This is a genomic window from Exiguobacterium sp. s133 (genome assembly GCF_018618595.1).
Taxonomy (GTDB): Bacteria; Bacillota; Bacilli; order Exiguobacteriales; family Exiguobacteriaceae; genus Exiguobacterium_A; species Exiguobacterium_A oxidotolerans.
Map to the genome: position 1 here is coordinate 328192 of NZ_JACSMK010000002.1, position 24680 is coordinate 352871.

Below are 24680 nucleotides of genomic sequence, written 5' to 3' on the forward strand. Positions count from 1 at the left end.
GAAAGCACGGGAAGGAAGAATCTTTCGTACCACTTACATCGATCAGCTACGTTTTTGATGCATAAGACATCCCGTTTCGCATCACTCAATCCTTGGGTTTCCTTCTATCAGAAAAGCTAAAAAGATTTGCTTCATCGTGACTCCTACGGGAATAAGCGCAAGGTGACTTGCGCTGTCAGAGGCAGGCGAGACCCTGCCCCTTGACCTGTAAGGGAAAGGGGCAACGGCTTGCGCCTCGCCCGAGGAAAGCACGGGAAGCAAGAATCTTTCGTACCACTTGCATCGATCTACTACGATCTTTCCCGCCACTTAACTCCACTTTCCGATTCGGAAGATGTCTTGATCCCAAGCAAAAACCCAGACACCGTTCACTTTAAAACCCCGCTCTATCTCAACGATTGTTGCAAACTCGTTTGCACCTCTTTCAGTGACTCCGCCGTCGGATGCCAGTAATAAATCTGATCCGACTCGATTCCACCACTTCCCTCGAGCGATAACGTCTCGACGTTCTTCAAAGCATCACGGTAGTCTAACGCAATTTTCCGGACGACCGGAAACGGGACGTTCGTCTTGACGTTTTCACCGAGCACGCTGAGTACGTCGTTAAAGCGACTGAGCGAAAAATCTGACGTCAATTTGTCTGCGACAGCCTGAACGACTTGACGTTGACGGATTTGACGACCGAAGTCTCCTCGAGGATCGTCGTAGCGCATCCGTGCATAGGCCAACGCTTCTTTTCCGTTCAAGTCGAGCTGCCCTATCGGAAACTGCATCTCGTAATACGAAAAATCGATGTCATTCGTAACACGGACACCGTCAACTGCGTCAACAAGATCCGTAAAACCCTCGAGATTGATTTCAGCAAAGTAATCAATTCGGATATCGAGTAGGTTCTCGACCGTATCGATTGCCATTTCAGGCCCCCCGAAAGCATAGGCATGATTGATTTTATCGTGTGAGCCATTTCCGATGATTTCTGTTTTCAAGTCACGAGGTATGCTGAGCATCTTACTTTCCCCACTCGCAGGATCAATCGTTGCGACGATGATCGTATCGCTCCGTCCCGCCTCATCTCCATGCTGGTCGACCCCGAGCAAGAGAAAGGAAATCGTTCGTTCTTGTTCGACCGCTTCAATCGCTTCGACACTTGCCTCGACCGGCAACTGGACGTCTTCGAGCGTCTGACTCGCTTGATGGTAGACATATCCACCTGATCCGAAGAGAACGAGCAGTCCGATGCCAATGACCGTCAAGACAATCCACTTCCATTTTTTCATATCTCCATCCCCTTCGAATCAAGTCGATTTACGAATCTTGTTGGTTCATAAGCACCATGATTGCATTGCTCCAACTCCCGAACAGGGATGTGATGACACCAATACTCGGTACGTCCTGTCCTTCGCTAAAACGTTGGTAGCTCGCAATCGTCAAATGCTCCGTCTCGTGTCTGGCTCGCCCTAGCACGAGCAATACTTCCTCTTCCGTCCACCGTTTTCGCGGAAGTTCGATGCCGATGATTTCTAGCGCATTCGTCCATGAACCGTACCGTCGTGCGATTGTCGCTACCGTCGGCCGATTTTTTCCGACCGCCCATTTCGTATAGGCTTGACTCGTTAATGTAGGTAATGCTTCCTGTGCTTCCAGTAATGATTCGATGATCCGACGTTCCATCTCCTGGACCCGTTCCTTCAAAATGTCTGCTTCTGATAATGCCTGCTGCCACGAGTTGAATTGATGGACGATATCGGTCAAGCTCGGCGCCTGATGCCGTTGCGCCCACTCACGATATGTCGCACTCGTGAATGGTTCGAGTTCCGCTTTCGCCGCTCGTAATGCCTCGATGATGTCGGATTTTGTATAAACCACTCGGATTTGCCCGATTTCAGCGCGTTCCAGCGCGATTTGCCAAGATCCAAATAACATCAGGATTTCCGCGACGGTCGGATACTGGGTATTCAGTTGCCAACGAAAATAGGTATTTGCCGTCAGTTCATTCTTCCCGTTCGCAGCGAGACGGAGTGCTTCGATCGCTTCCTCCAGATCGCTCATCACGATGTCTCCCTCCCACACATTCATAGCCGAACGTTGCGTCGAACATCCTCAACAATACCTTGACGAACGGAGCGAATCACGAGTGCTTGTTCCGTAAACGTCATCTGTGAGGCGGACGGCAGACAAAGTCCTTCAGCAAACAAGCGACCGCTGACATCAATCCCGTCACTTGTAATGAACGGGACATCCCGGTAGACCGGTTGCAAGTGCATCGGTTTCCAGACCGGTCGTGACTCGATGTGATCCTGTTGTAAGCGGATGATCAATTGATCCCGTTGTTCCATTCCTCCCGGTAATGTCAAAGCCGTCAACCAGCGATTGGCGCGACTCCCTTCAACCTCTGCTTGGTACTGTGTGGCGTCGAGCATGTCGAAAGCCCGCGTATATCGCTGAAAGATTTTCCGGCGTGCCGCGACGCGATCTTCGATGACTTCGAGTTGTCCGCGTCCGATGCCGGCTGAGACATTACTCATCCGGTAATTAAACCCGACTTCTGTATGTTCATAATGAAGGACCGGTTGCCTAGCTTGCGTCGAGAGATAAAACGCCCGTTCAATCAAATGCGGATCGTTTGCGACAAGCATTCCGCCACTTGATGTCGTGATGATTTTGTTACCGTTGAACGAATAAATTCCGAACGTCCCGAATGTCCCAGTCATTCGACCGTTGATCGTCGAACCGAGTGATTCGGCTGCATCCTCAATCAACGGAACGTCATACTCGGCGCAAATCGCACTCAACTCTTCAATCTTTGCGACGACCCCGTATAAATGGACGACGATGACGGCTTTCGGCAGGCGTCCGCGTGTCGCGGCTTGAATCATGGCTCGCCGGAGTGCCGCGGGTGACATGTTCCACGTCTCCTCTTCCGAATCAATCAGGACAGGACGAGCACCGACGTAACGAATCGGATTGACGGAAGCAACGAACGTCAACGACTGACAGAAAACATCGTCGCCCGTCGTCACACCGAGTGTCGCCAAGGCGAGGTGAATCGCTGCCGTTCCACTACTTGTCGCGAGGGCTGCCTCTGTTTTGGTATATGCGCGCATCCCCGCTTCAAAGGCTTCAACGTTCGGTCCGAGTGGTGCAACCCAGTTCGTTTCGAGTGCTTCCGTGACATAGCGTGCTTCTTGGCCACTGAGGTGCGGGATCGATAGTGGGATTTGCTTCATGATGTTTCCTCCCCTCTTGATGACAAGTGACGGATCGGTGTGCGATAGACGGGAAACCACTTACAATCGTTCGCTGACGGGTACTGCGTTAAAAACGCTCGGTTCAATTGTTCATACGCCACTTCGTCAAGAATCGACGTCCCGATCGAAAAGAACGTATGCGCTCCTTCACTAAAGGAACGTTTATATAATAAAAGACTGTCTGATGCATCTTGTGAAGTGCCGCCCCCAAGATGCATCGCAACCATACCTTTCTCCTTTGCACGTCGCATCATCTCTGCGAATAACAACTGATTCGGTCGAACCTTTAACTGGCTCGGATCGGACGCCCCGAGGTGATAATGGGCGAAACGACTTCCATATAAGACGATGCACCCGGCGATGATGTGACCATTTAATTCTGCAACCAATACTTCGGCGTCGAGTGTTCCTGATAACAGCTGTTTAAAGTATTCATCCGTAAAGTAATACCGTGGTGCTGCCTCGTGCTTATCCATCGTCAAGCGGTAGAGGTGTTTAAATTTCTCGTACTCTGTCGGTGCGGCGACACGGATCGTGACGCCTTCACGGATTGCTTTTCGTACATTGCGCCGTGTCATTTTTGAAAAGCCACCGAGAATCATTTCATATGAATCCGTCAGCTCCACCGTCACGGTCGCTTGGAGTCGCTGCGTCGAACGACACCAATGCTTTCCCAGTTCAACGTTTTGCAAGAGCGGATGGAACCGAATCGTTTCGGTGATGATCTGTTCCGCACGACAATAGTCGAGAAAATGTTGACGGACTTCGCGGATTTGATCGAGTGACCAAAGCCCAACGAAAATCGGTCCCCCGTATCCGTAGGGTGTCGTGATGTCGTGATATGACGTTCCATCGATTGGTCGTTTCAAGTAAGGATAAATCAATGTCCCGAATTCCGTCGGATAGAAGAACATCTCCGGGGTGCCTACTTCTTCAAGTGCGAAGTAGGCATATTCGTAATAACAATCGAGGCGATACTGACTAACGAGTGCGTCCCATTCGGTCGGATCATGGATGAGTCGTTCATCGCTTAACGACATCATGGGGAACACCTCCGTCAAGTCCTTTGAACTCGCCCATCCCCGTCTGATGTTCCGTCGAGTTCCCTTCTGAGGAGACGACGATTTTTACTGTCTTCATGAGAATATAGAGATCGAGACGAAACGTCTGATGTGCCGCGTACCATTGGTCTTGTTCGAGCCGCTCTTGCCACGTCGTCGCGTTCCGCCCATGAATTTGTGCCCAACCGGTTAGTCCAGGCAACACATCATGCCGCATCATCTGCTCTTTCGAATAGTGGTTCAAGTAACTGACGAGGAGCGGACGCGGTCCGACGAAACTCATCTGACCGCGGACGATATTGAAAAATTGTGGGATTTCATCCAGGCTGAGCCGCCGAATCCATTCCATCGCGTGCGGGATCCGTTGTTCGTCTGGGAGTAAGAGGCCATCCGCATCCGTCTCGTTCGACATCGTCCGGAATTTATAAATTTTAAATAACTGTCCGTGATAACCAGGACGAACTTGATTGAAGAAGATCGGTCGACCGAGCTTCGTATAAATGAACAAGGCGACGAACAGGTAAACGGGGAGTAAGATGAGAATCGCGACTAGGCTGATTGTGAAATCGAATGTCCGTTTCATGATGACTTCCTCCTTTTACATAGTCGAAAAGAGATCGAGTTGTCGTTTGATGACATCAGCTTCGTTAAAATGTTTCATTGCCCGTTCGAATCCGGCCCGGCCCATCTCTGACGCCTGTTGCGGGTGTTTGACAAGATCGGTCATTCTTGCTGCCAACTGCGTTTCGTCATGGACTTCGACTAAATAACCGGTCGTGCCATCGATGACTTCTTCCCGGCAGCCGCGGATGTTCGTTGCGATGACCGGTTTCGCCGTCGCCATCGCCTCGATGATTGAGCGCGGGACCCCTTCTCGGTGCGATGGCAGGACAAAGGCATCGACTTGTTGTAAAAGTCGTGGCACATCTTCAACGAACCCTCGATACTCGATATTCGGAATCTCGCGTAGACGTTCGAGGAAACGATGTTTCGTCGTTTGATCCCGTTCGCTCTCCATCATTTCACCGGCGATGATCAAGCGGACATCCGGGTCTTGCGACACGACGTTTTCAAAAGCATTCAGAAGTTCGAGCACTCCTTTTTCCTCGACGATCCGTCCGATGAACAGGAAGGTGAAAGCTTCGTTTCCTTGCCGCGCCTGTGGATAGAATCGGGTCAAATCGATACCGTTCCCTAAATGCATCAACCGTTTCGTCGCCTTAAAACGTTTCCGGTTTGCCAGTTCATAATCTTCCCCGCTTTGGAGCAGGAGGTAATCCGTCGCGAAACGGGCGAGCCATTTTTCGACAGAATAGGTCAATTGATACGTCACCCGTCCCATCTTTTCATGAAAGTAAAAGCCGTGTGCCGTGTAGACGATATGCTTCGTCCCCGCTCGTTTCGCTGCGACCCGTCCGAGCGCTGCCGCGACCGGTGTGTGGACATGGACGGCGTCATAGCGACCCGTCTTTAAAATGTGAACGATCGAGCGGACCGTCTTCCAATTACTCGTCCAGTCAATTTTCCGTTCAATTGGAATGTCATGCATCGCAAAGCCTTGTGCTGCCAGCTTGTCAGAGGCTCCCGTGTCGGCACAAGCAATCCCGACATCATGCCCTGCGTCGCGCAGCGCAAGCAGTAACGGTTGCAGCATCGTTTCAGCTGTCGTATCAAGCGCGCAAACTTGGAGAATTCTTAAAGACGCCATAAGTGCACCCCTTCCGGTTTTTCAGCTGGTGCGAGCATCCCTTTAATGTCGACGACGACACCACGCCCCACTTTGAGTAAGTGTTTCGCGAGTAGCCAGTTTCCTTCGACGTACTCTTCATGACTGACGGCGAAGATGACGACGTCGGCTGGTTTAAGCTCTGTCATGTCGAGCAAATCAATCCCGTATTCGCGTTTCGCTTCATCCTTCGAGACAAGGCGATCGGTCACTTGGACTTCAATTCCGAATTCTTCGATCTCCTTGATTAAATTCGCGACTTTCGAATTCCGGATGTCACTGACGTTCTCCTTGAATGAAAGACCGAGGACAGTAACGCGTCCGCCGAGGACCGGCATGTTTTGTTTGATTAGATTTTTGACGAGTGATGTCGCAATGAAGCGCCCCATCGTATCGTTGATGCGTCGCCCGGCAAGGATGACTTCCGGATGATAACCGAGCGATTCAGCCTTCATCGTCAAGTAGAAGGGATCGACCCCGATGCAGTGTCCTCCGACGAGGCCTGGTCGAAACGGAAGGAAGTTCCACTTCGTCCCTGCTGCTTCGAGGACCTCGAGCGTATCGATGTCCATCCGGTCGAAGATGATGGCAAGTTCGTTCATCAAGGCGATGTTTAAGTCACGCTGCGTATTTTCGATGATTTTTGCCGCTTCTGCGACTTTGATCGATGATGCCCGGTGGACCCCCGCCTCGACGACGGCTTCGTACACTTCTGCGACAACATCGAGCGTTTTTTTATCCTGTGCTGAAACGATTTTTTTAATGGTCTTGAACGTATGTTCATGATCCCCCGGATTGATCCGTTCCGGTGAGTAACCGACGAAGAAGTCGACGCCTGCTTTAAGACCCGAAGATTCCTCAAGGACCGGGATACAATCTTCTTCCGTCGCCCCCGGATAGACGGTCGACTCGTAGACGACGATGTCGCCTTTATTCAGCTGGCGTCCGACAAGTTGTGACGCCCGTAAGAGCGGCGTCAAGTCCGGTTGATTTTGCGCATTAATCGGTGTCGGTACGGCGACGATGATGAAGTCACTCGCTTGAAGTGCTGCTGCATCCGTTACATAATTGACGTCCGCATTTTTTAAAGTGAACGGTGTCAGTTCGAGCGTCGCATCGACTCCTTCACGAAGTTCCTGGATGCGCTGTTCTTTAATGTCAAAACCGACGACACCTGTCTTTTCACCGAAAGCGATGGCGACCGGGAGACCGACGTAGCCGAGGCCGACGACGGCAATTGAACGGTTGGCGATGGGAAGTGATCGTGTTTCGGCTGCTGTCGTATCTGTGATGTGTTTGACTGCCTTATTCATGATGGACTCCTCCTATTTCATCGACTGTTTGATGATCAATGTTTTTCCATTCGGTTCTTGTTTAACTTGTTCGACGGACTCGAGCGTAATCAACATATCCGGTCCAAGCAATTTGCGCATCTCGTTCAATAAAATCTTTTCATGTTTCGGTTGGAAACGCTGATTGTCTGGAATGTAACGCAGTGTGACACGATTGAATGCGTATTGTTCGACTTGAAGTCGTAAGACCGAGTTTGGTAATTCGCGGGCAATTGTCGTAATATCACCTTCAAAGACTTTCCCCCGCTTCTCACTGACGATGAAACTTGTCCCCCGTCCGTCTATCGAGGCGATGACCGGTCCGTTCAATCCACATCCACACGTCTCATGACTGAGGGTCATGCGGTCACCAATCCGGTAACGGATCAGCGGGGTCCCGCGTGTCGTAAAACACGTCACGACGACTTCACCATCCGGTCCGTATGGTTCGATGATGCCAGTTTCGTGATGCAGGTGCAGCTTCCGGTGCGTGCATTCAGAAATGATCGGAGCGCCTTCTGACGAACCGTATTGATCGAAGACTGGTGCGACGAATGCCTCCTCAAGAATCGATCGCATTTCTTCTGTCACTGTTTCTGACGTCGGAAAGATGGCAACGATTTTGAAATCGAGTCGAATCTTATTTTTGAGTAAATAACGGGCGATTTCGACCATCGCCGTCGGCGTCCCGTCTAACGCGACTGGTCGGAAACGATTCAATTCCTCGATATAGGCGGGAAAGTTTTCTTCTTTCATATGAAAAATCGAGAGCAGCAATTGATTGAGCGGACGATTCATCCGCCAAAAGATCGGCTTTTTCTGATCGACTGCCGTCAAGGTCCGTCCGGTGAAACTCGCCCGTGGCATCCCGCCGTAAAACCCATGCTGTTCCTTAAAGTAATCGAGATGTGCCATTCGTTCTTGAATGTCCTCGCGCATGAAAGCAACCTGGAGTGACTTCCCGCTCGTTCCGCCTGTCCGTCCTCGGACAGGCGCGTCGACTTCCGACATGAATTCGTCGTTTTGCTGCCGTAACGTTTCTTTTTCAAGGACCGGAATCAGCGCCAACTGATCGAGTGACGTCAGCGGAAGTTTCATGTCGAGCTGTCGAAACAGCTCCCGGTAGTACGGGGTATGTTGTTGCACGAACAAGAGAAACGCATTCAAACGTTCAAGTTGTTCGACGCGATAGTCAAGTGACCGGTCTTTTTCGCGTAATTGCATCAGTTTTTGTTCATAACGGACCCCGTACCGCTCATGCATCAGCTTTTTGCCATAAATGGATGTCAAAATATTCTGAATAAATATCGGAGACTTATAATAAAGGTCTTCCTTAAGCGCCATCTTGGACCTCCTCCTTCAGCTGGTAATGACGTTCATACCAATCGATGAATGCATTGACGCCAGCTTCGACCGTCGTCCGTGGCCGGTAACCGATCGTCTCGAATAACGACGTGACGTCAGCGAAGCTTTCCGGGACGTCTCCTGCCTGGAGTGGCATACCATGTTTGATCGCCGTCTTCCCGAGCCGCCGTTCGATCAAGGCGACGAATTCGTTCAGGCGGATCGGACTGTGACTGCCGATGTTGAAGACCCGGTACGGAACGAAACTTCGGTCCGGTTGAGGCTGCGCCTTATCAAAGGATGGATCAGCGACCGGCTCTGTCTGTAACAACCGATAGATGCTCTCGATGATGTCGTCGACATAGGTGAAGTCGCGTCCCATCTCACCGTAGTTGTATAAATCAATCGGTTGACCGTTCGCGATTGCTTCCGTGAATTTGAACAACGCCATATCCGGGCGTCCCCACGGACCATAGACGCTGAAGAATCGAAGCCCCGTCGTTTTGATGCCGTATAGACTGCTGTAGGTGTGGGCCATCAACTCGTTCGCTTTTTTGGAAGCGGCATAGAGACTGAGCGGATGGTCGACCGCGTCCGTCACGGCGAAAGGCATCTTCGTGTTCGAGCCGTAAACGGAACTGGAAGAGGCATAGACGAGTTGTTCGACCGGATGATGGCGACAAGCTTCGAGAATCGACAGGAAGCCGACGATGTTCGATGTGATATAGACGTCCGGTCGATCGATGCTGTATCGGACACCTGCTTGTGCTGCGAGATGAAGCACGAGATCAATCTGTTCCTTCGCGAAGATGGCGTCGACGGCTGCTGTATCCTCGAGCGATACACGATAAAAAGTATAGCGTCTCGGATCGAGTTCGACTAAGCGCGCCTCTTTCAACGCCGGGTCGTAGTAATCGTTGACTTCGTCAAGTCCGATGACACGGTACCCTTCCGCTAAAAATCGACGAGCGGCATGAAACCCGATAAACCCTGCGATACCGGTGATTAAAATCGTTTTATTCTGCACGTTGTTCGACCTCCTCAAAGTGGTGAAGTGCCTGGTAACGAATATAATGAATCGATGTGTAGACGATCAGGAGCATCGGAAACAATTTGTAGCGGTGACGGATTGCCGTTCCGACGTTTCCTGTCCCAAGACCAAAGATGAGTGCATTGACGATGAAGAGGAGCAACATGAACAATAAAACAGCAGCGTAAGGATGGTGTTTCAAATAGCGGAAGTGCCGGATTGTCAGTGCGAACAGCAGGAGATAAACGGCGGCGTCGAAGAAGAAGATGGCGATGTTCGTCACACTGGACCATTGCCACGGGAACGGTGAGAAGAGGAAATAGATCATCCGGAGCGGTGAATAGAGAATCATGTCAAGTGGTCCCGTGACAGTCAACCCGTTCAAGTAAGCCGATCCACCACGGTCGTAACTCATCCCGCTAAACAATTGACCGTTTTCCGAGACGTGTGTGAATTTCGCGAACAAGACATCCTGAAAACTGTAGACGATGAAGCCGACGATCAGGACTTGCATGACCAACCGCTGTACTTTGGAAGCTTCGAAATCCATCCGACCGGTCGCATGATTATAAAAGGAGAAATAAACCAATAAGACGACGATTCCAATCGCGAGACCGGAATGGAAAATCGTACTGACGAAGTAAGCGAGGTAGGCCAGTGCCAAGGAAGTACCCGACTTATCCATCGTCCAGCGCACCATGTAATAGAGCGTATAGACAATACCGAGTGCGACGAGTTGATCGCGTAACAGGATCGGCGAAAGCAACAATCCTTGGGCGAAGAAGGCAAATAACAGCGTCGACAGGAACACGACCCGCATCGGCAGACCGAGCAGCCGAAGCGTTTTCGCGAGAATGACGACGGCGACGACGCCGAGGATGACGTTAAAGTATTGTGCCAAGATCCGTTCAGGTCCGAATGCAAGATAGAAGATGCCGAGGAACTTCGAGTAACTTCCGCGAACGACTTCGTTGAACATCGCTGGATCGAGATAGATTTGCAGCCCTTCGAGATGGAACGCCTCCGTATCATCCCCACTGTGTGGCGGGAGCCGAAACAGCTCAAGATCGACGAACATCAATCCGAGACGCACGATGAAGGCGGTGACGAAGACGAGAAATAATGGCGTCGTCTCCGAGTTTTTGAGCAAATACCAGAGCATCAAGATGGAATTGCCGACTAGCAGCAACGTGATATAACTTTCCGGTGTCGAAAAGAGCGGCCGCAACAGTTGACTGAGCAATGCTTCGATGATCAGTAGAATGAGGATCGGCCGCATCTTTTTCCCTCCTTTAGCTACTTTGTTCAATCGCGAGCGGCAAGTTCCGCGGATAGAGCGCCCGGTAGAGCGCTGGCACCAACAAGACGATTTGCGTGACGGCGCATAACGCATAAGCTGTCGTCGCACCGTATAACCCATACAGTGGAATCAAGAAACTGCAGGCAATCAGATTGACGGCGACACTTCCGAAAATCGCAAGCGTCTGGATACGAAATTGCTGGAATCCCGTTAGTAACGCTTGGATGACGGTCGAATTATAGAAAAAGAGCGAAGCGACCATCATCAAGACGAAAATTGTATGGTACTGCACGAATGAAGCATTGTAGAAAATCGTCAACCCCCATTTTCCGAAGAAGATGGCCCCGATGATCAACAGGACACCGACCGCGTTTGTCATCAGCAGCATCGAGCGTGTCAGCTTTCGGAGTGCCGGGAGACTTTGTCGTTCACCCGTCTCTGACGAAAAATTTGGTAAGAGAACGGCGACGAGCGAGTGGATGAACAAGCTACCTAAAACGAGTAAGTAAGCGATACTCGCGTAGTAACCGAGTTCTTCCGTCCCGATTGTTTGACCGACGAAGAGACGCGGGATGTTGGCATTCAAGGCAACGAGTAAGGCAACAAATCCGAGCGGGACGGCCTTGAAAAACAATTGCCGGCCCGTTTGGTAGCGATCGCTCATCGTGATATTTTCAAACCCTTGTCCAATCCGGCGGACGGTCGGTAAATCGTAGATGATCAGCATGATTAAGTTCCCAGCAATCATCGCGAGGACGAATCCGTGAATCGAATGAGTCGTAAAGAGGATCAAGGCTGCACCCGAGACGTTGATCAGACTTCTGAAAATCTTCGATAACGCGACTTCTTTGAACGCCATGTGTCCTTGGAGGAAGCCGTACGAGAGATCGGCGAACGATTCCATGTATTTATTGAGATAAACGAGTAACGTCAACAGTAAGATATCCGCTTCACCGAAGAAATAATAGACGATCAGTAAGACGAACACACCGAGCGTCAAGAGGAAGAACCGTGTTTTGATGAAAAGGGTGAAGTTCTTCAGCCCGGCCCGTTCCGCCGTCAAAATCGTGCTGGCATTGAGCCAACAAAACATGACGATCGGGGCCGTCAAGGCGAGAGCGTAATTGAAATAACCGATGTTGAGTGGCGTGCTCCATTTGATTAAGAGCGTCAAAATCATCCATTGGTGTAAGGAATAGGCCGTATCGGCAATGAAGATCAAGTTAAAGCGTGATAACTGCCGCGGTGCTTTCATTTATCTCACCTCTCATTCTCGCGCGATCCGGACGACTTCTGGCATCGCGACCGGGCGGCTGTCATTCGTCGCACCGAGCAGGTACGTCCGAAGCGCCTCTTCATCGTCGAGGCAACGATTGATTTCCCGAAGATACGGTTCGACGGAGCCGAAGGGCCGGGTCTTCCCAACTAGAATTTTCTCGAAAACCCGTTCCTCATGGACTTCTTCTTCTGCGAGTAACTCCTCATAAAGCTTCTCGCCTTTTCGAATGCCGCTGTAGACGATCGGAATCTGTTCTTCCGTAAAACCGCTCAAGTGAATCAAATTTTTCGCAAGCGTCGTGATGTTGACCGGTTTTCCCATGTCGAGGACGAACACCTCTCCTCCGCTTGCGAGGACGCTTGCCTGGATGACGAGCCGACTCGCTTCCGGAATCGTCATGAAGTACCGCGTCATCGCCGGGTCCGTCACGGTGATCGGTCCGCCTTTTGCGATTTGTTCCTTGAAGAGCGGGATGACGGAACCACGGCTGCCGAGTACATTTCCGAAACGGACGACGGCGAACGTCGTTTCACTGTTGCGGGCAATTTGCTGGATGACCATCTCGGCAATCCGTTTCGTCGCCCCCATCACGCTCGTCGGATTGACGGCCTTATCAGTCGAGATCATGACGAATCGTTTGACGTGTGCTGCTTCCGCCGCAAGCGCGACGTTGCGTGTCCCGTAAATATTATTTTTGACGGCTTCGCGTGGATTATCTTCCATCAACGGGACGTGCTTATGGGCTGCCGCATGATAGACGAGATCTGGTTCGAACCGTCCCATGACTTCATTCAGTCGTTCTAAATCCTGAACGTCCGCGATGACGGAATGAAGGACCGTACCATCGGTCATACATTCGAGCTCCCGGCGAATCAAGTAGATGCTGTTCTCGCCATGTCCGAGGAGGATGAGCCGGTCGGGCTTAAATTTAATCAACTGGCGACAAATCTCTGAGCCAATCGATCCACCGGCTCCCGTCACGAGGACGGTCGCCCCGCTGACGCTTCGTTCGATTTCCGTGATGTCGAGTTCGACCGGTTCACGACCGAGCAAATCAGCGATGGAGACTTCGCGGATTTGATTGATTGATACTTTTCCTGATGCCAGTTCGACGAGCATCGGTAACGTGTGGGCTTCGACCTTCGTCTGTTTGATGCGATTGAGTAAAGCGACCCGCTCCGTGTAGGATAAGGAAGGAATCGCGAGCACGACCGCTTCGATTTTCTGTTCTTCGATGATGAATTCGAGTTGCTCGATCGTTCCGATGACGGGGACGCCGTGGATGCGCATCCCTTTGAGTTCTGCGAGGTCGTCGAGTAAACCAACGACGTTCAAGATGTGCGCTTTTTTCTGCTTTAACTCTTTCGTAATCATCTGTCCGGAAGCTCCGGCACCGATGATTAACGTACGTTTACCGAGCGTCCGGTCCCGTTTCAGTTGAAGCGTCCGTCCGCGAATCGCTAAGCGGACAAATAAGATACCGTTCAGGACAAGTCCCGTTTGCAGGAAGACGGCGCGCTCGACGGCGAAGTCGAACAAGGCATACTCGAGCCCGAGTAAGACAAAGCTGCTGGCGACGACGACAAACAGGAGGACACCTAAATCCCTCAGACTCGCATAACGCCAAACGATTTGATAAAAGCGCATCCAGTGGGCGACGAGTGTTAGGGCGACCCATTGAATCAATGCGATTTCAATCGCATTCCGTAAATCGAACTGGACGGTCAGGTGAAGAGGATTGAAGAAGTAGAAGGTGACGACGGTTGCGGCGGCGATAATCAGTGCGTCGACCCCGCGTAAAAGTCCGATTTTCATATGGCGACGATACTGATGCAATGGTGGTGCTTGCATGACTGCTCCTCCTTCCCCGAATCATGAGTGTGGACGGCTGACGGCTTGTGGATAGGACGCATCATCTTTCGTTGATTCAGTTGCTGACTTCTTTCCTAGTACACGGGAATAGACGATTAGTAAGCCGAACATCAACCCGAGTACACCGCCGATTGCCGTGTTCATCAAGATGTTCGGAGACATCGGTTTCGTCGGAATCCGTGCCGTCGAGAAAACTTCCGTACTGCTCGTATCAATCAACTGAGGCAAGTAATCTTGGAACACTTCTGTCATCGTGTTCGCTTGGATGGCAGCTTGTTCAGCTGATCCATCTGTAATCGATAAGGCGATGACTTGAGAATCAAGGTTACTCGACACCGTCAAGCGATCGGTTAAATCGAATAGACGCTTATCGGTCACACCCATCTTTTGGGCGACTTGATCGACGACTTCCGGACTCCGAAGAATATCTTGATAGGTACTGACGAGTGACGTCGAGGAAGTCGTGTCACTACTCTTTTGCGGTACGACGAGGATGTAAGCTGTTGCTTCATACGTAGGTTTAATGACGTACGTGCTGATCAGGTAACCGGCACCCGCAAACAAGATGGCACAGACGATGAGGATCCACCAGCCCTTTTTCAATGTCATCAAGTGGTCTGCAAATGTTCTTTTTTGATGCATGGTATTCACATGGTTCACCCCTTTCTTACCTTGAACGTCGGAGGGTCATTGGTTATGACTTCACCTTATTTCCAAACGACTACCAAAACAATTAGAGCTTGGTGGAAATGATTAGTTTTTTTTCAGTAGTCGTTGTGCATGCGTATCATTACATCATCGAAAAATATCGTTTCACGAAAAAAAGACGATTCACAGAAAAATAATCGTCGTTCCTTCAAAAACATTCATCTTATCCGCATAAATATCGTTTATTTACGGGTAAATACCAATTTGATGATTAAAAAGTCACATAATCGGTAATAAGTCCTATATGAAGGGTGGATAGACTTTAGAAATGATGTTAAAATCCGTCAATATACCCGAGTCAATTGCCTTATTCATCCTATTGCTATTTGTGACGATTGATTTGTGGACGCGTCCGTTACGCTTTACGGATGAAGTCTTACCGGAGCATTGGAACGTCGTGACCGTCTTTTTATACCCGTTACTCTTTCTCATTTTTTATATCGTGTCCCGTCCGTTATACTTTCCGTTTCGGTCTCGTTCGCATCGACTCATCCTCGTCTTTTTGAGTTATTTGACATTACACACTGTCTTGTTTTTCTCTCGTCCCGCGACGGATGCACCTTTTTCACTCTTCTTTCTTTTGACGACATGGATGTTTCTGATCATCGTCCTATCACTCTCTTCTCCGCTTTTCACTCACTGGCACCGGTTCTTATTTCTCATCCTCTTTTATCAGGCACTATTTTTAGCGAGTTACGCCCTGCTCGTCTCGTTTGGACAATCCTACATCCCAATCGACAACTTGCAGTGGTTACGGATTGGTCCGATCGCGCTTCCACAACTCTATGTCGGGGAGCAAGGTAGCTTTCTACGCTTAGCCAGCTTGACGAACAATCCGAACGCATTTGCTGCTTGGCTTGTTCCTGGTGGATTGATTGCTTGGATTGCGGTCCTCCGTTCCATCACGACGAGTGCCTGGCGCCGTCTCTTCTTCTTTGGCGTTTCGCTGGCATTGATATGCGGAGGGCTGTTGGCAAGTGCTTCGCAAACGGGCATTTATTCTTTTTTTCTACTCACTTTATTGACGACCGTTCTATTGTTACCTTCGCGGCGACTACGTCTTCAGGTCAGCGCCTGTTACATCACCGGAATCGCAATTGTGTTTGGCGCCCTGTCGCTAAAGCTGGGACTCCTCCTCCATTTAGTCAGTTTGAATGGTCGCCTTGATCTTTGGCAGGCGGGACTCGCAGCTTCAGCAGATCGTTTTTGGGTCGGTCATGGTTTTGGCGCCGCAACGACCGGCTTATCTGAGCAATTGGGAGAAGAGACCCTTTACACGTTTCACAGTACGCCGATCGTTTTCCTCTATGAGTTCGGCATCATCGGGTTACTCCTCTACGTGTTATGTTTTAGTTTCATCTTGTTTCGTTTAATTCGGAATTATCGTTTTGACGACGTCGAGTCGCTCACACTTCTACTGCTCATCTTCTGGTTGTTGTTGCTTCAGTTTACAGAAAGCATCCTGATTCGACCGGGCGGCTTTTATTTCATCTGGCTCAGTCTACTCGCATACGCGACATTCCGTCGCGACACACCAACAGACAGTACCCACACCTAGACGAACACCTACACGAAAGGGGTATGACATCATGAAGAAATGGACAGAACAACAAGTGATTGATAGTTTGGTCGAGGCAAGTCTTGCCTCACCTGCGTTAGACGCTAAAACATATGCCCGCTGGTCCAGTACTAAAGAAGTACCTTCGATTACGACGATCATCAACGTCTTCGGTTCATGGCGCGAAGCATTGCATGCAGCAGGACTTTCATCGATTCGTCCCTACTTTTCCGATGAAGAAATCTTGACGTTCATCAAAGAAGCCTCGAACCGCCTTCATCCGTTTCATAGCAACAGTTATCGTGAATGGGCGAAAGCGAAACAGGGTCCTTCCTTAACGTTAATCAACCTTCGTTTCGGGTCATGGTCACGGGCCCTTGAGGAAGCACATATCGAGATGACACGCTCCGTCTGCATGACGGAAGAACGCATCATCAATGCGCTACTCGAAGCATCGGACGTCCTCCCGCGTCTGACGACCCAAACCTATTCGATTTGGGCGCAAGAAAATGGGCATCCGACGGTCGCGACGATTGCCCGAAAATACGGCTCGTGGGTCGATGCCCTCGCGTGCCTTGATATCGCGCCTCCCCGCCGGAAATGGGTCGAAGAAGATGTTCTCAGCGCCTTAAAACAAGCGCAAGCTGAACTTCCTTCCTTCAGCATCATCCATTACCGGAAGTGGGCTGAAGGAAAATCTGTCCCGAGCACTTCGACGATCAATGCCCTCTTCGGAAGCTGGACGTCCGCTGTTCAGTGCCTCAAGCGTTCCCGTGTGTCGCTCTCATAATTCCATTTAAAAACGGGGCTGGCTCAAAAGAAATCAAAGCTTTCGTATGTATAACGTAAAGACGCATCAAGACATCAGGAACGAGAAAAGACGCATCGAAAACGCCGATGGCTCCGTAGGAAAAACGGAAACATCGGCGTTTTATTTTATATGCGGAACACGCGTTTAAATATCTGCATGAATTTTCTTCCTTACGGCACAGCTCAAAGATTCGCTTTCAGCATGCTCACGCTTATGACGCGTGAACATGCGATATCGAGATACAATCAGTTCGCGCTTCCATCACTAAGATTTCGGAACGACGTAGGAGCCATCCTCCGTCTTTTTAGTATTTCGTTTGTTCAAACTGTGCCGCCGATACGAGCGTCAGCGTATCGTGCTTTATCATGTAAAGGTTTTCCTGATAGTGACCGATATCCGGTTGATTGACGAGCCCGCATAAATTGCGCCAGACTTGAGCGGGGAAGTTGACACCACATGCATAGGCATGGGGATACCCGCCGCCGAAGCGGGGATTGATTTCCGATAAGTAGAGCGTTCCGTCGACATCGAAAATATCGAAATCGAGCGGACCGACCAGTCCAGAACCGGCGAGGACGTGCTCGACGAGTTCGAATACATCGGTCCGGAGGACGGAGCGACTTTTATCCGTCTCTCCGGCTCGCATCGCCAATTTTTCTTTGATGAAGATGGACGTGACTTCATGAGACAGTAGATCGACGTAGACATCGACGCCGAGTTCAGGCCCATCAAGAAATTCCTGCACAATCAAGCCGGGGCTCTGTTCAAATAATCGTTCGACTTCTTCTAATGTCTCGACGCGTCTTACGGCGATACTCGCACTCCCATTGCGTGGCTTGACGAAGACCGGAAAACCAACTTCCTTGAGTGCAACCGCTTCACGAAACGACGTGAGGGCATGATACGTTTTCGCATGCGGGATACCTTGCAAGGTACAGTGCTCGAACATCGCGTACTTATCAAAACAAAGCAGACATGACGATGGCGGAGAAACGATGACCGTGACACCGATTGCTGCAAACCGTTCCGTCGCTGTCGCGAGCAACTCGAGTTCAGGGTCGATTAACGACAACAGGGCCGTCACCTGCTCGAGTTGACACAGTTCCAATAAATGATCGATGTAATCCGGCTGATCAATCTTCGGGACGATATGGTGGTTCGGTGCCATATAGAGTGCCGGTGCAAGTGGATTACAGTCTGCGACGCTGACCGCCCCCTCCTGAAACTCCTGAACGAAGTATTCGACCAGCTTCGCACGACGACCGGCACTCGTAATCAACAGATGAGGTCTCTTCATGTTGTCCGCTCCTTTTTATATGATGTTCCTAAAGGATTCGCTTTTGCTAGACAAGACTCCTTCTAAAAAAAACGTTGAACTGCGACAAAAGTCTCAAGACAGTCTGATCAGTTGCTGCGCTCGACGTTTTCTCCGAATGAATCGATACAATACAATACCAATTAACGCACCTGTACCATCTAATAAGACATCCTGAATCAACCCAGTTCGTCCGCCTGTTACAATTTGATGGAATTCATCAAAGACAGCAATCGTGATTGCCAACGTATAGGCGAATAAACCGGCTAGTACATAGGGACGCAACAAGCGAACGGTCAAGTCGACCAAGGCAAACCCGAGTACCATGAAAATCGATAAGTGCGCTGCTTTTCGAATAAAGAATTCGACAAAACCGGATGCACCAAGCGCTTCAACACTGACTTCTCCGTGATAATCAAATGAGATGAAGCGAAACGCCTCCACAAAATCCAAATTAAAATAACGGGACAGCCCGGGCTTTAACGATTGCTCTTCATACGGCATCGAACTCGAAATAAATAAAATAATTAGAATAGCCAAGGTGATGTAACCGGACCAAGGAATTTTACGCATATAACTCGTCCTCCTTATTCAACACGCTTCTAGAATACCATGAGTTCTTCTTGAATTTCTCAGTTAATCAATGGAACCCACACTGTTTAGACATCCTTTTAGTTACATAATTATGTAATTTGAATTACTAAAAAACTTTTTTTTACATTTGATAGGTTTGCGCTATAGTCGAAGTGGTTATTTAGTACTATAGCAGTACCGTTAAAAGTAGGATTTGAGCTTCACAAACCATAAGCTTTATCATTAGCTGCTCTACCGATAAGTCGATTACATTCTAAAAAAGGAGGTGAAGGATGTCCCTCTCCTGACTAACGTCTTGAGCGTCTGACAACCTATAACATGAACCGAGCTCTCGGGAAAAAAATCATGCAACTACGAAAACAGCACAAGTATACACAAAAGTATCTCGCTGAGCGATGCGGTGAATCGACGACCTCGATTTCTGCCTATGAACGCGGACAACGGATGCCAAGCACGCAATCACTTGAACGGCTCGCCATCGCCCTCAACACGACTGTGATTGATTTGGTTGATCCAGAGCACGTCCAGCATCCGACCCTTAGTGATTTTATGAGCCAATCGCTCGAACCATCGAAACCAATCGACTTTAAGCTTGTCCTTGAAGATATACTCGTTCACCTTACGCTCTCGAATGAAGTTTACTTTAACGGTCGGTTACTATCACATGAAGTCCGTGAAGAGATGGCTGCCTCGGTCAATCAAGCCCTACAGCAAGGTCTCGAATCAATCGAAGTCTAAAAAACACGATGAGAAGTAGACAGGAGCCATTCCCGTGCACTTCTCATCGTGTTTTTTTAGTTCAATCCGGTTTGACGATATGATGAATGTATAATGTTTCCTCTTCATATGTGGCTTCTAACAAACGACTAAAAAAAGAAGACTCTTTACTCTTTTCTGCGAGAAAAACCCGGTCGAACTTTTGGTGGGCTTGTTCAACGAAGCTAAATTTTAGTTCCCGCTCCTTCGATTTAAACGTCAAATATGTGCCGATTTGACCGAATGCATCCGGAAAGGTTTGCTCTTCCATGAATTGAAACGTTTCTTCCGGAAATAAGGTAGAGATGAATTCAAAACAGCTGGCTTGTATAGTCCGTGCTTGTGCCATTTTTTTATCCATAACGTATTGATCCTCCGAATTTCATGATGGCTGCCCCTAAGTGATGAACTAGTTTAAATAATACCCTGACTTTAGACCCATTCAAACTAATATTTAAAATATTTTTTTAATCATTCTTCATTAAAAAGTCTAATCCGTACTTTAATCCTTAAACAAAAACAAGGGAGCAGATTATTAATCTGCCCCCTGGTGAAATTCATCCTAATTTATCAAATTCTAAGATGTGTACGGTTTTCCCTGCATATAGAGTACGTCCTGCATATTTCGATAGTTTCGCGAATTCAAAGAGAGTGGTTGGTTCATAGAGATGCTCGACAGCATAACTGACTTTCTCATCCTGATCAGATTTCAGATAAAGATTTAGTATCAACCGCTCCCCCTCCACCTTCTGTCCATAGAATAGAGCACAGTCCTTTACACGTTTTGAAGCGATCGGTTGCGTCTGTTGCTTTAAATGCTTGGCATTATGAACATTCACTAACAGTTGACCATCTGTCGTCAGAAGCTGGCGGATGTTTCGGAAAAATAACAGTAATTCGCCGCGTGAATACCGGGCAACCGTCGTCCCAGGCAAAATCAGCTTCTCAAATGCTTCATACCCGACAGCGTCGATTAAATCATAACTAAGACCGTATACTTTATGCATAAACCGTGAAGAAATTCCATTCAATCGGCCGGCTTCCGGTTCGACGAGATACAAATCATATCCTTCCTCAGATAACGTGTTGAACAAGCCCGGATCAAACGTTCCATAAACGAGGACACGGTCATTCCGATTTAAATACCGGCGATAAAATGTCAATTCATCGATTTCTGCCAGTTGCATCGTTTCCTGATGCAGACGCATGAAACGGTTATCTGCGTTGAAATCATCGAGCACGGTCACTCTCGAATAACTTCCTTTTCGTGAAAATGGTCCAAAGAGTGGTACGTCACCCATGATACATCAACTCCTTATAGGCTTGAATGGCTGTTTCATAATCAGAACCGAGGCGTTCCGGCAATACATCGAACCGGTCTTTTTGATCGGCTTCTAAAATCCATAAAAAGACTTCATCTGTTTCAAACAGCTGGTTCGTCGTCAGTTCGAACACGAATGCCCCTTCGCGATTTTGAATGCCAATCATCGTCAAGGGACCGAGCTTTCCGGGCGTCCGAGGTAAATCCAACTGGGTATATGGAGTGACAAACTGACTTTCGGTCAAGAAGGCCGAGGCCAGCTGATACAGTAAAGGATACAATGCGAGCTGAAGGTGTGGCGCGATCGGTGCGAATGTCTCCCGTTGACGATGACGCAACTGACAAATATCAATCTCTTCAAGCCCGCTCAAGCAGATTTGTTTTCCGTAATCTGCACAGACGCCGTCTTTAAAAATAAATAGCCGATGAGACACGGTCATCCCGGTGAGTGTCGCATAATCGAGAATCCCCATATAGTGTCCCGGGTTCGGTACGCGGCTCGTCGTCTGCCACGTTTCGAAGGCAGCTTCTATTGCCGTTCGACTGACGACGGCAAGGTGTGCCTTGATGTCGAACGACAGGGTATCCGAGAAGGCGACCAAGACCGGAACGCGGCTCATCAGTTCAATGACCGGTAAATCGTGCCGTGTTGGTTGGTCGATGTACAGTAAGCTGTTGATCGTCATCTGATCGAATAGTGCCGGATTGATGGAATTCAGTAGACTCGTCTCTTCTGCGTAAATATGCCGGAGTGGTTGCGGATGACGGGACGTCGCGTCCGGATAGACACCTGTGAATAAAGACATCAAGGCATCTTGTAAGGCAATCGGTTGTGAGTCAGCGAGCGGTTCTTCGAACGGTACCGTGATGCCGTCTAAAAAATACGGATCCCCAAACAAAACGTCCCCCCGGTCATTAATCAAATGAAACTGGACATGCAGCATCCGTTGTTGAAGATAGGCGACGAGTCGCATCGTCCGTTCGCCGGTCCCCCGAAGAATGAACAAATAGTGTTCAAATTCTTGAAAATCCATATAATCCAGTAAATCAAGAAACGTGTGCACATTGTAATCGTAATGATCGAACGAAAAACGATGCGACTGACAAAAAGCGATGAAGTCCGCTGTCGGTTCAAGCTGGTGGAGCCAGCCTTCACTCTCAGCGAGTACAGTAAGTCCAATCATGTTCATTCTCCTTTCATCTGAGTGTGTAAAAAAATGGCTTCAAACCGTAACGAACGGAATGAAGCCACGCCGTTAATGGACGTTTTTTTAAGATGTTTTAGTGCGACGTTTCGTCACCGGTTTGACGCGTTCCATCTCCCGACTAGCCAAGGGTGCGACCGTAACCGTAGAAGCGTTTAAACACCAGCCACAAGATGAAATCGTACGTCGCGATTCTTTAAAAATGAGATTCATAGGAAATACCCCTTTCTTCCGTTTAGAATGGATAATCAAAATCGTTGACGAATTATCACAGTAAAAAGTTGGTTTTGTCCGGGCATCACTTCTATAATAAGGAGATAGACACGTAGTCGAATCCACTTGATAGAAAGGACCGAACCCATGGATCAATTCACGTCACCCCAGATTGGCCTCGCCCTTCGCCGTCTTCGCAAGAAGCATAACTTGACGCAGAAGGATCTAGCGAACGGGATTTGTAGCCAAGCGGAGATCAGTAAGATTGAGAGCGGCACACATTCACCGACGGTTGATTTGTTGTTTGCGTTATCTCGGAGATTACAAGTTCCGATAGCCGTTTTTTTAGACCATACAGAGCAATATAATTCATTAAGAACTTTAGATGACTCTTTACTTATGAAGTTTAGAAATATGAAATATGAATCCCTTTACAATGAGGCCAGAAATCGACTAGAAAACTTCCCTTTAACAGAAGAATCTTCTCTGCTGTATAAATATTATTTCCATTTATCTTCATACCGATTAAAAAAAATAGATTACCGCACATGCATAGTCGAATTACAAAAATTATCTGATTTGTATTCAACTTCTTATTACTCACCAAAAATGTTAATAAGATTGAAATCAGCGATAGCAACGATTTATTACGAAAATAAAAGTTACCAACGGTGTAAAAAAGTATATGAAGAATTAATTTCTTTGAATTTCGACAATGATGAGTTAATGATAGATCGTATTAGAATATTCTATAACTTCTCAAAAATGCTTCTAGATATCAACGATACTCACACAGCACTTAAATACATCGAAGAAGGCATATACGATAGTTTAAGATTTAAGGATATGTCTATTCTGGGACAATTATTATTCCAAAGAGCTTCAGTATTAGAGCTACAATCCGGCCCCATTGAAGAAATAAAAATCTCATATACAAAAGCATATCTATTATTCGATCTTCTCGGTATGGAAGAATACAAAGATATTATCTTAACAAGCAAAATAAAATATATAAACGATAAAGGTATTTTATCCTAATTTCACCGAGAATTCTGTCGGTAGGTTGTTGATCGCTACGTCACGCTTCACCGAGAATTCTGTCGGTAGATTGTTGATCGCTACGTCACGCTTCACCGAGAATTCTGTCGGTAGATTATTGATTGCTACATCACGCTTCATCGAGAATTCTGTCGGTAGGTTGTTGATCGCTACGTCACGCTTCATCGAGAATTCTGTCGGTAGGTTGTTGATCGCTACATCACGCTTCATCGAGAATTCTGTCGGTAGGTTGTTGATCGCTACATCACGCTTCACTGAGAATTCTGTCGGTAGGTTGTTGATCGCTACATCACGCTTCACTGAGAATTCTGTCGGTAGGTTGTTGATTGCTACGTCTACTTTATTTAAAGAACCAATTGATCCTAATCCCATTGAAGCAGTTAAAGTAAGTGCGCCAACAACAAGACCTAATTTATTTTTCAAGTTCATGATTAATGACCTCCTAATATTTTTATATGGCTTATTGATATCATCATATAACCTTAGACCCCCTCCAAATATTCGAATACGAATATTATGCGTATTTTGCACATTATTTACACTTCTCATTACTTTAGTCGCGGGTCATACGTCCCGAAAGTTGTGCAATTTTTACATTTAATCCACCCTTGTGTCGAAAATATGTATAAAAATAGATTTTTTAGAATATTCCTTCATACCTATTGTGTTCTTGATCCATTAAAAAAAAGCGATCTCCCTGACTGAAACATCCAGCCAGGGAGATCGCTTGTTCATTTAGAAGATCGACGCAGTGTAATGAAATAACCTATCCCTAACAGCAGAATCACGCCTAATAAAATCGTACTGATCGTCGTCCGTGTCGGTGATTCCGGTATAAAAATGCCAAGCAGTAAATTAATTGCGGCAATGATGAGTACAAGCCAAACAATTGTTTTAGGTCTCACTGTTGTCCCCTCCATTCTAATGGCGTCATCAATGTAAAGTTCCC

General features: G+C 48.3%; 25 protein-coding genes. 4 read left to right on the top strand and 21 right to left on the bottom strand.

All coding sequences use genetic code 11. The features are described 5' to 3' along the window. Positions 1-386: 386 nt before the first annotated feature. From KNP96_RS04180 to KNP96_RS04240, 13 genes are read right to left on the bottom strand one after another with little or no spacing between them, the layout of a single operon-like run. The gene (locus KNP96_RS04180) at positions 387-1277 is read right to left on the bottom strand and encodes an LCP family glycopolymer transferase (protein WP_214768938.1); all 891 of its coding nucleotides are present in this window, start codon (positions 1275-1277) and stop codon (positions 387-389) included. A 28-nt stretch (positions 1278-1305) separates the two neighbouring features. Continuing rightward, entirely contained in the window at positions 1306-2049 is a 744-nt protein-coding gene (locus tag KNP96_RS04185; RefSeq protein WP_214769072.1) for a hypothetical protein, read from the bottom strand. 23 nt (positions 2050-2072) lie between these two features. Then, positions 2073-3227, bottom strand: a complete 1155-nt coding sequence (locus tag KNP96_RS04190; RefSeq protein WP_088837878.1) for an aminotransferase class I/II-fold pyridoxal phosphate-dependent enzyme — start codon at positions 3225-3227, stop codon at positions 2073-2075. Then, complete coding sequence (locus tag KNP96_RS04195; protein ID WP_214768941.1) at positions 3224-4291, bottom strand: lipid II:glycine glycyltransferase FemX; 1068 nt, start codon at positions 4289-4291, stop codon at positions 3224-3226. Before KNP96_RS04195 ends, KNP96_RS04190 begins: the two co-directional genes overlap by 4 nt. Beyond that, positions 4272-4892 (bottom strand): sugar transferase, encoded by a 621-nt coding sequence (locus KNP96_RS04200; RefSeq protein WP_214768942.1) that lies wholly within the window; start codon positions 4890-4892, stop codon positions 4272-4274. The genes KNP96_RS04195 and KNP96_RS04200 overlap by 20 nt, the downstream gene beginning before the upstream one ends. Positions 4893-4907: 15 nt before the next feature. Then, positions 4908-6017: a glycosyltransferase family 4 protein gene (locus tag KNP96_RS04205; protein WP_088837881.1), complete on the bottom strand. Its 1110-nt coding sequence runs from the start codon at positions 6015-6017 to the stop codon at positions 4908-4910. Beyond that, positions 6005-7348 carry a nucleotide sugar dehydrogenase gene (locus KNP96_RS04210; protein WP_088837882.1) on the bottom strand — a complete coding sequence of 448 codons (1344 nt, stop codon included), beginning with the start codon at positions 7346-7348 and terminating at the stop codon, positions 6005-6007. The genes KNP96_RS04205 and KNP96_RS04210 overlap by 13 nt, the downstream gene beginning before the upstream one ends. A 12-nt stretch (positions 7349-7360) precedes the next feature. Then, on the bottom strand, positions 7361-8710 hold the full coding sequence (locus tag KNP96_RS04215) for a phenylacetate--CoA ligase family protein (RefSeq protein WP_214768945.1): 1350 nt from the start codon (positions 8708-8710) through the stop codon (positions 7361-7363). Beyond that, a complete protein-coding gene (locus tag KNP96_RS04220) occupies positions 8700-9737 on the bottom strand; it encodes an NAD-dependent epimerase (protein ID WP_088837884.1) in 1038 nt (345 codons plus the stop codon). Before KNP96_RS04220 ends, KNP96_RS04215 begins: the two co-directional genes overlap by 11 nt. Next, positions 9727-11019, bottom strand: coding sequence for a hypothetical protein (locus KNP96_RS04225; RefSeq protein WP_214768948.1), 1293 nt, complete (start codon positions 11017-11019; stop codon positions 9727-9729). Before KNP96_RS04225 ends, KNP96_RS04220 begins: the two co-directional genes overlap by 11 nt. A 13-nt stretch (positions 11020-11032) precedes the next feature. Then, complete coding sequence (locus KNP96_RS04230; RefSeq protein WP_088837886.1) at positions 11033-12295, bottom strand: oligosaccharide flippase family protein; 1263 nt, start codon at positions 12293-12295, stop codon at positions 11033-11035. A gap of 12 nt (positions 12296-12307) precedes the next feature. Continuing rightward, on the bottom strand, positions 12308-14170 hold the full coding sequence (locus KNP96_RS04235; RefSeq protein WP_088837887.1) for a polysaccharide biosynthesis protein: 1863 nt from the start codon (positions 14168-14170) through the stop codon (positions 12308-12310). 21 nt (positions 14171-14191) lie between these two features. After that, positions 14192-14833, bottom strand: coding sequence for a YveK family protein (locus KNP96_RS04240; protein ID WP_251132218.1), 642 nt, complete (start codon positions 14831-14833; stop codon positions 14192-14194). Positions 14834-15167: 334 nt separating this feature from the next. On the opposite strand from KNP96_RS04240, the gene KNP96_RS04245 reads away from it, so the two are divergent. Continuing rightward, positions 15168-16457 (top strand): O-antigen ligase family protein, encoded by a 1290-nt coding sequence (locus KNP96_RS04245; protein ID WP_251135713.1) that lies wholly within the window; start codon positions 15168-15170, stop codon positions 16455-16457. A 31-nt stretch (positions 16458-16488) separates the two neighbouring features. After that, the gene (locus KNP96_RS04250) at positions 16489-17247 is read left to right on the top strand and encodes a homing endonuclease associated repeat-containing protein (protein WP_088837889.1); all 759 of its coding nucleotides are present in this window, start codon (positions 16489-16491) and stop codon (positions 17245-17247) included. Positions 17248-17572: 325 nt separating this feature from the next. On the opposite strand, the gene KNP96_RS04255 is transcribed toward KNP96_RS04250, so the two are convergent. Together KNP96_RS04255 and KNP96_RS04260 are read right to left on the bottom strand one after the other, a co-directional pair. Beyond that, positions 17573-18565, bottom strand: coding sequence for an ATP-grasp domain-containing protein (locus KNP96_RS04255; RefSeq protein ID WP_214768954.1), 993 nt, complete (start codon positions 18563-18565; stop codon positions 17573-17575). 93 nt (positions 18566-18658) lie between these two features. Further along, positions 18659-19156 (bottom strand): VanZ family protein, encoded by a 498-nt coding sequence (locus KNP96_RS04260; RefSeq protein ID WP_214768957.1) that lies wholly within the window; start codon positions 19154-19156, stop codon positions 18659-18661. Between the two features lie 339 nt (positions 19157-19495). Between KNP96_RS04260 and KNP96_RS04265 the strand changes: the two genes are divergently transcribed. Further along, the gene (locus tag KNP96_RS04265) at positions 19496-19915 is read left to right on the top strand and encodes a helix-turn-helix domain-containing protein (protein ID WP_214767037.1); all 420 of its coding nucleotides are present in this window, start codon (positions 19496-19498) and stop codon (positions 19913-19915) included. 61 nt (positions 19916-19976) lie between these two features. Here the strand turns inward: KNP96_RS04265 and KNP96_RS04270 are convergent, their stop codons facing one another. The 4 genes from KNP96_RS04270 to KNP96_RS04285 all read right to left on the bottom strand — a co-directional run bounded on the left by KNP96_RS04270 (position 19977) and on the right by KNP96_RS04285 (position 22672). Beyond that, on the bottom strand, positions 19977-20294 hold the full coding sequence (locus KNP96_RS04270) for a hypothetical protein (protein WP_214768960.1): 318 nt from the start codon (positions 20292-20294) through the stop codon (positions 19977-19979). Between the two features lie 196 nt (positions 20295-20490). Beyond that, positions 20491-21234, bottom strand: coding sequence for a hypothetical protein (locus tag KNP96_RS04275; RefSeq protein ID WP_088837894.1), 744 nt, complete (start codon positions 21232-21234; stop codon positions 20491-20493). Next, positions 21227-22438 carry a hypothetical protein gene (locus KNP96_RS04280; protein WP_214768964.1) on the bottom strand — a complete coding sequence of 404 codons (1212 nt, stop codon included), beginning with the start codon at positions 22436-22438 and terminating at the stop codon, positions 21227-21229. Before KNP96_RS04280 ends, KNP96_RS04275 begins: the two co-directional genes overlap by 8 nt. A gap of 87 nt (positions 22439-22525) precedes the next feature. After that, positions 22526-22672, bottom strand: a complete 147-nt coding sequence (locus KNP96_RS04285; protein WP_157898498.1) for a hypothetical protein — start codon at positions 22670-22672, stop codon at positions 22526-22528. 147 nt (positions 22673-22819) lie between these two features. Between KNP96_RS04285 and KNP96_RS04290 the strand changes: the two genes are divergently transcribed. Then, positions 22820-23710 (top strand): helix-turn-helix domain-containing protein, encoded by an 891-nt coding sequence (locus KNP96_RS04290; protein ID WP_214767034.1) that lies wholly within the window; start codon positions 22820-22822, stop codon positions 23708-23710. Here the strand turns inward: KNP96_RS04290 and KNP96_RS04295 are convergent. Next, the gene (locus KNP96_RS04295) at positions 23702-24160 is read right to left on the bottom strand and encodes a hypothetical protein (RefSeq protein ID WP_214768966.1); all 459 of its coding nucleotides are present in this window, start codon (positions 24158-24160) and stop codon (positions 23702-23704) included. The genes KNP96_RS04290 and KNP96_RS04295 overlap by 9 nt on opposite strands. A gap of 302 nt (positions 24161-24462) precedes the next feature. Continuing rightward, positions 24463-24636 (bottom strand): hypothetical protein, encoded by a 174-nt coding sequence (locus KNP96_RS04300; protein ID WP_214768968.1) that lies wholly within the window; start codon positions 24634-24636, stop codon positions 24463-24465. Positions 24637-24680: the final 44 nt, after the last annotated feature.

Bases quoted from the DNA above. Each gene is read 5' to 3' on its own strand.
- KNP96_RS04230 (WP_088837886.1), bottom strand. From the start codon at position 12,295: ATGAAAGCACCGCGGCAGTTATCACGCTTTAACTTGATCTTCATTGCC.
- KNP96_RS04270 (WP_214768960.1), bottom strand. From the start codon at position 20,294: ATGGATAAAAAAATGGCACAAGCACGGACTATACAAGCCAGCTGTTTT.
- KNP96_RS04225 (WP_214768948.1), bottom strand. From the start codon at position 11,019: ATGCGGCCGATCCTCATTCTACTGATCATCGAAGCATTGCTCAGTCAA.
- KNP96_RS04275 (WP_088837894.1), bottom strand. From the start codon at position 21,234: ATGGGTGACGTACCACTCTTTGGACCATTTTCACGAAAAGGAAGTTAT.
- KNP96_RS04295 (WP_214768966.1), bottom strand. From the start codon at position 24,160: ATGAACTTGAAAAATAAATTAGGTCTTGTTGTTGGCGCACTTACTTTA.
- KNP96_RS04265 (WP_214767037.1), top strand. From the start codon at position 19,496: ATGAACCGAGCTCTCGGGAAAAAAATCATGCAACTACGAAAACAGCAC.
- KNP96_RS04210 (WP_088837882.1), bottom strand. From the start codon at position 7,348: ATGAATAAGGCAGTCAAACACATCACAGATACGACAGCAGCCGAAACA.
- KNP96_RS04200 (WP_214768942.1), bottom strand. From the start codon at position 4,892: ATGAAACGGACATTCGATTTCACAATCAGCCTAGTCGCGATTCTCATC.
- KNP96_RS04255 (WP_214768954.1), bottom strand. From the start codon at position 18,565: ATGAAGAGACCTCATCTGTTGATTACGAGTGCCGGTCGTCGTGCGAAG.
- KNP96_RS04215 (WP_214768945.1), bottom strand. From the start codon at position 8,710: ATGGCGCTTAAGGAAGACCTTTATTATAAGTCTCCGATATTTATTCAG.
- KNP96_RS04185 (WP_214769072.1), bottom strand. From the start codon at position 2,049: ATGAGCGATCTGGAGGAAGCGATCGAAGCACTCCGTCTCGCTGCGAAC.
- KNP96_RS04205 (WP_088837881.1), bottom strand. From the start codon at position 6,017: ATGGCGTCTTTAAGAATTCTCCAAGTTTGCGCGCTTGATACGACAGCT.
- KNP96_RS04245 (WP_251135713.1), top strand. From the start codon at position 15,168: ATGATGTTAAAATCCGTCAATATACCCGAGTCAATTGCCTTATTCATC.
- KNP96_RS04180 (WP_214768938.1), bottom strand. From the start codon at position 1,277: ATGAAAAAATGGAAGTGGATTGTCTTGACGGTCATTGGCATCGGACTG.
- KNP96_RS04250 (WP_088837889.1), top strand. From the start codon at position 16,489: ATGAAGAAATGGACAGAACAACAAGTGATTGATAGTTTGGTCGAGGCA.
- KNP96_RS04235 (WP_088837887.1), bottom strand. From the start codon at position 14,170: ATGCAAGCACCACCATTGCATCAGTATCGTCGCCATATGAAAATCGGA.
- KNP96_RS04190 (WP_088837878.1), bottom strand. From the start codon at position 3,227: ATGAAGCAAATCCCACTATCGATCCCGCACCTCAGTGGCCAAGAAGCA.
- KNP96_RS04260 (WP_214768957.1), bottom strand. From the start codon at position 19,156: ATGCGTAAAATTCCTTGGTCCGGTTACATCACCTTGGCTATTCTAATT.
- KNP96_RS04285 (WP_157898498.1), bottom strand. From the start codon at position 22,672: ATGAATCTCATTTTTAAAGAATCGCGACGTACGATTTCATCTTGTGGC.
- KNP96_RS04240 (WP_251132218.1), bottom strand. From the start codon at position 14,833: ATGCATCAAAAAAGAACATTTGCAGACCACTTGATGACATTGAAAAAG.
- KNP96_RS04280 (WP_214768964.1), bottom strand. From the start codon at position 22,438: ATGATTGGACTTACTGTACTCGCTGAGAGTGAAGGCTGGCTCCACCAG.
- KNP96_RS04195 (WP_214768941.1), bottom strand. From the start codon at position 4,291: ATGATGTCGTTAAGCGATGAACGACTCATCCATGATCCGACCGAATGG.
- KNP96_RS04290 (WP_214767034.1), top strand. From the start codon at position 22,820: ATGGATCAATTCACGTCACCCCAGATTGGCCTCGCCCTTCGCCGTCTT.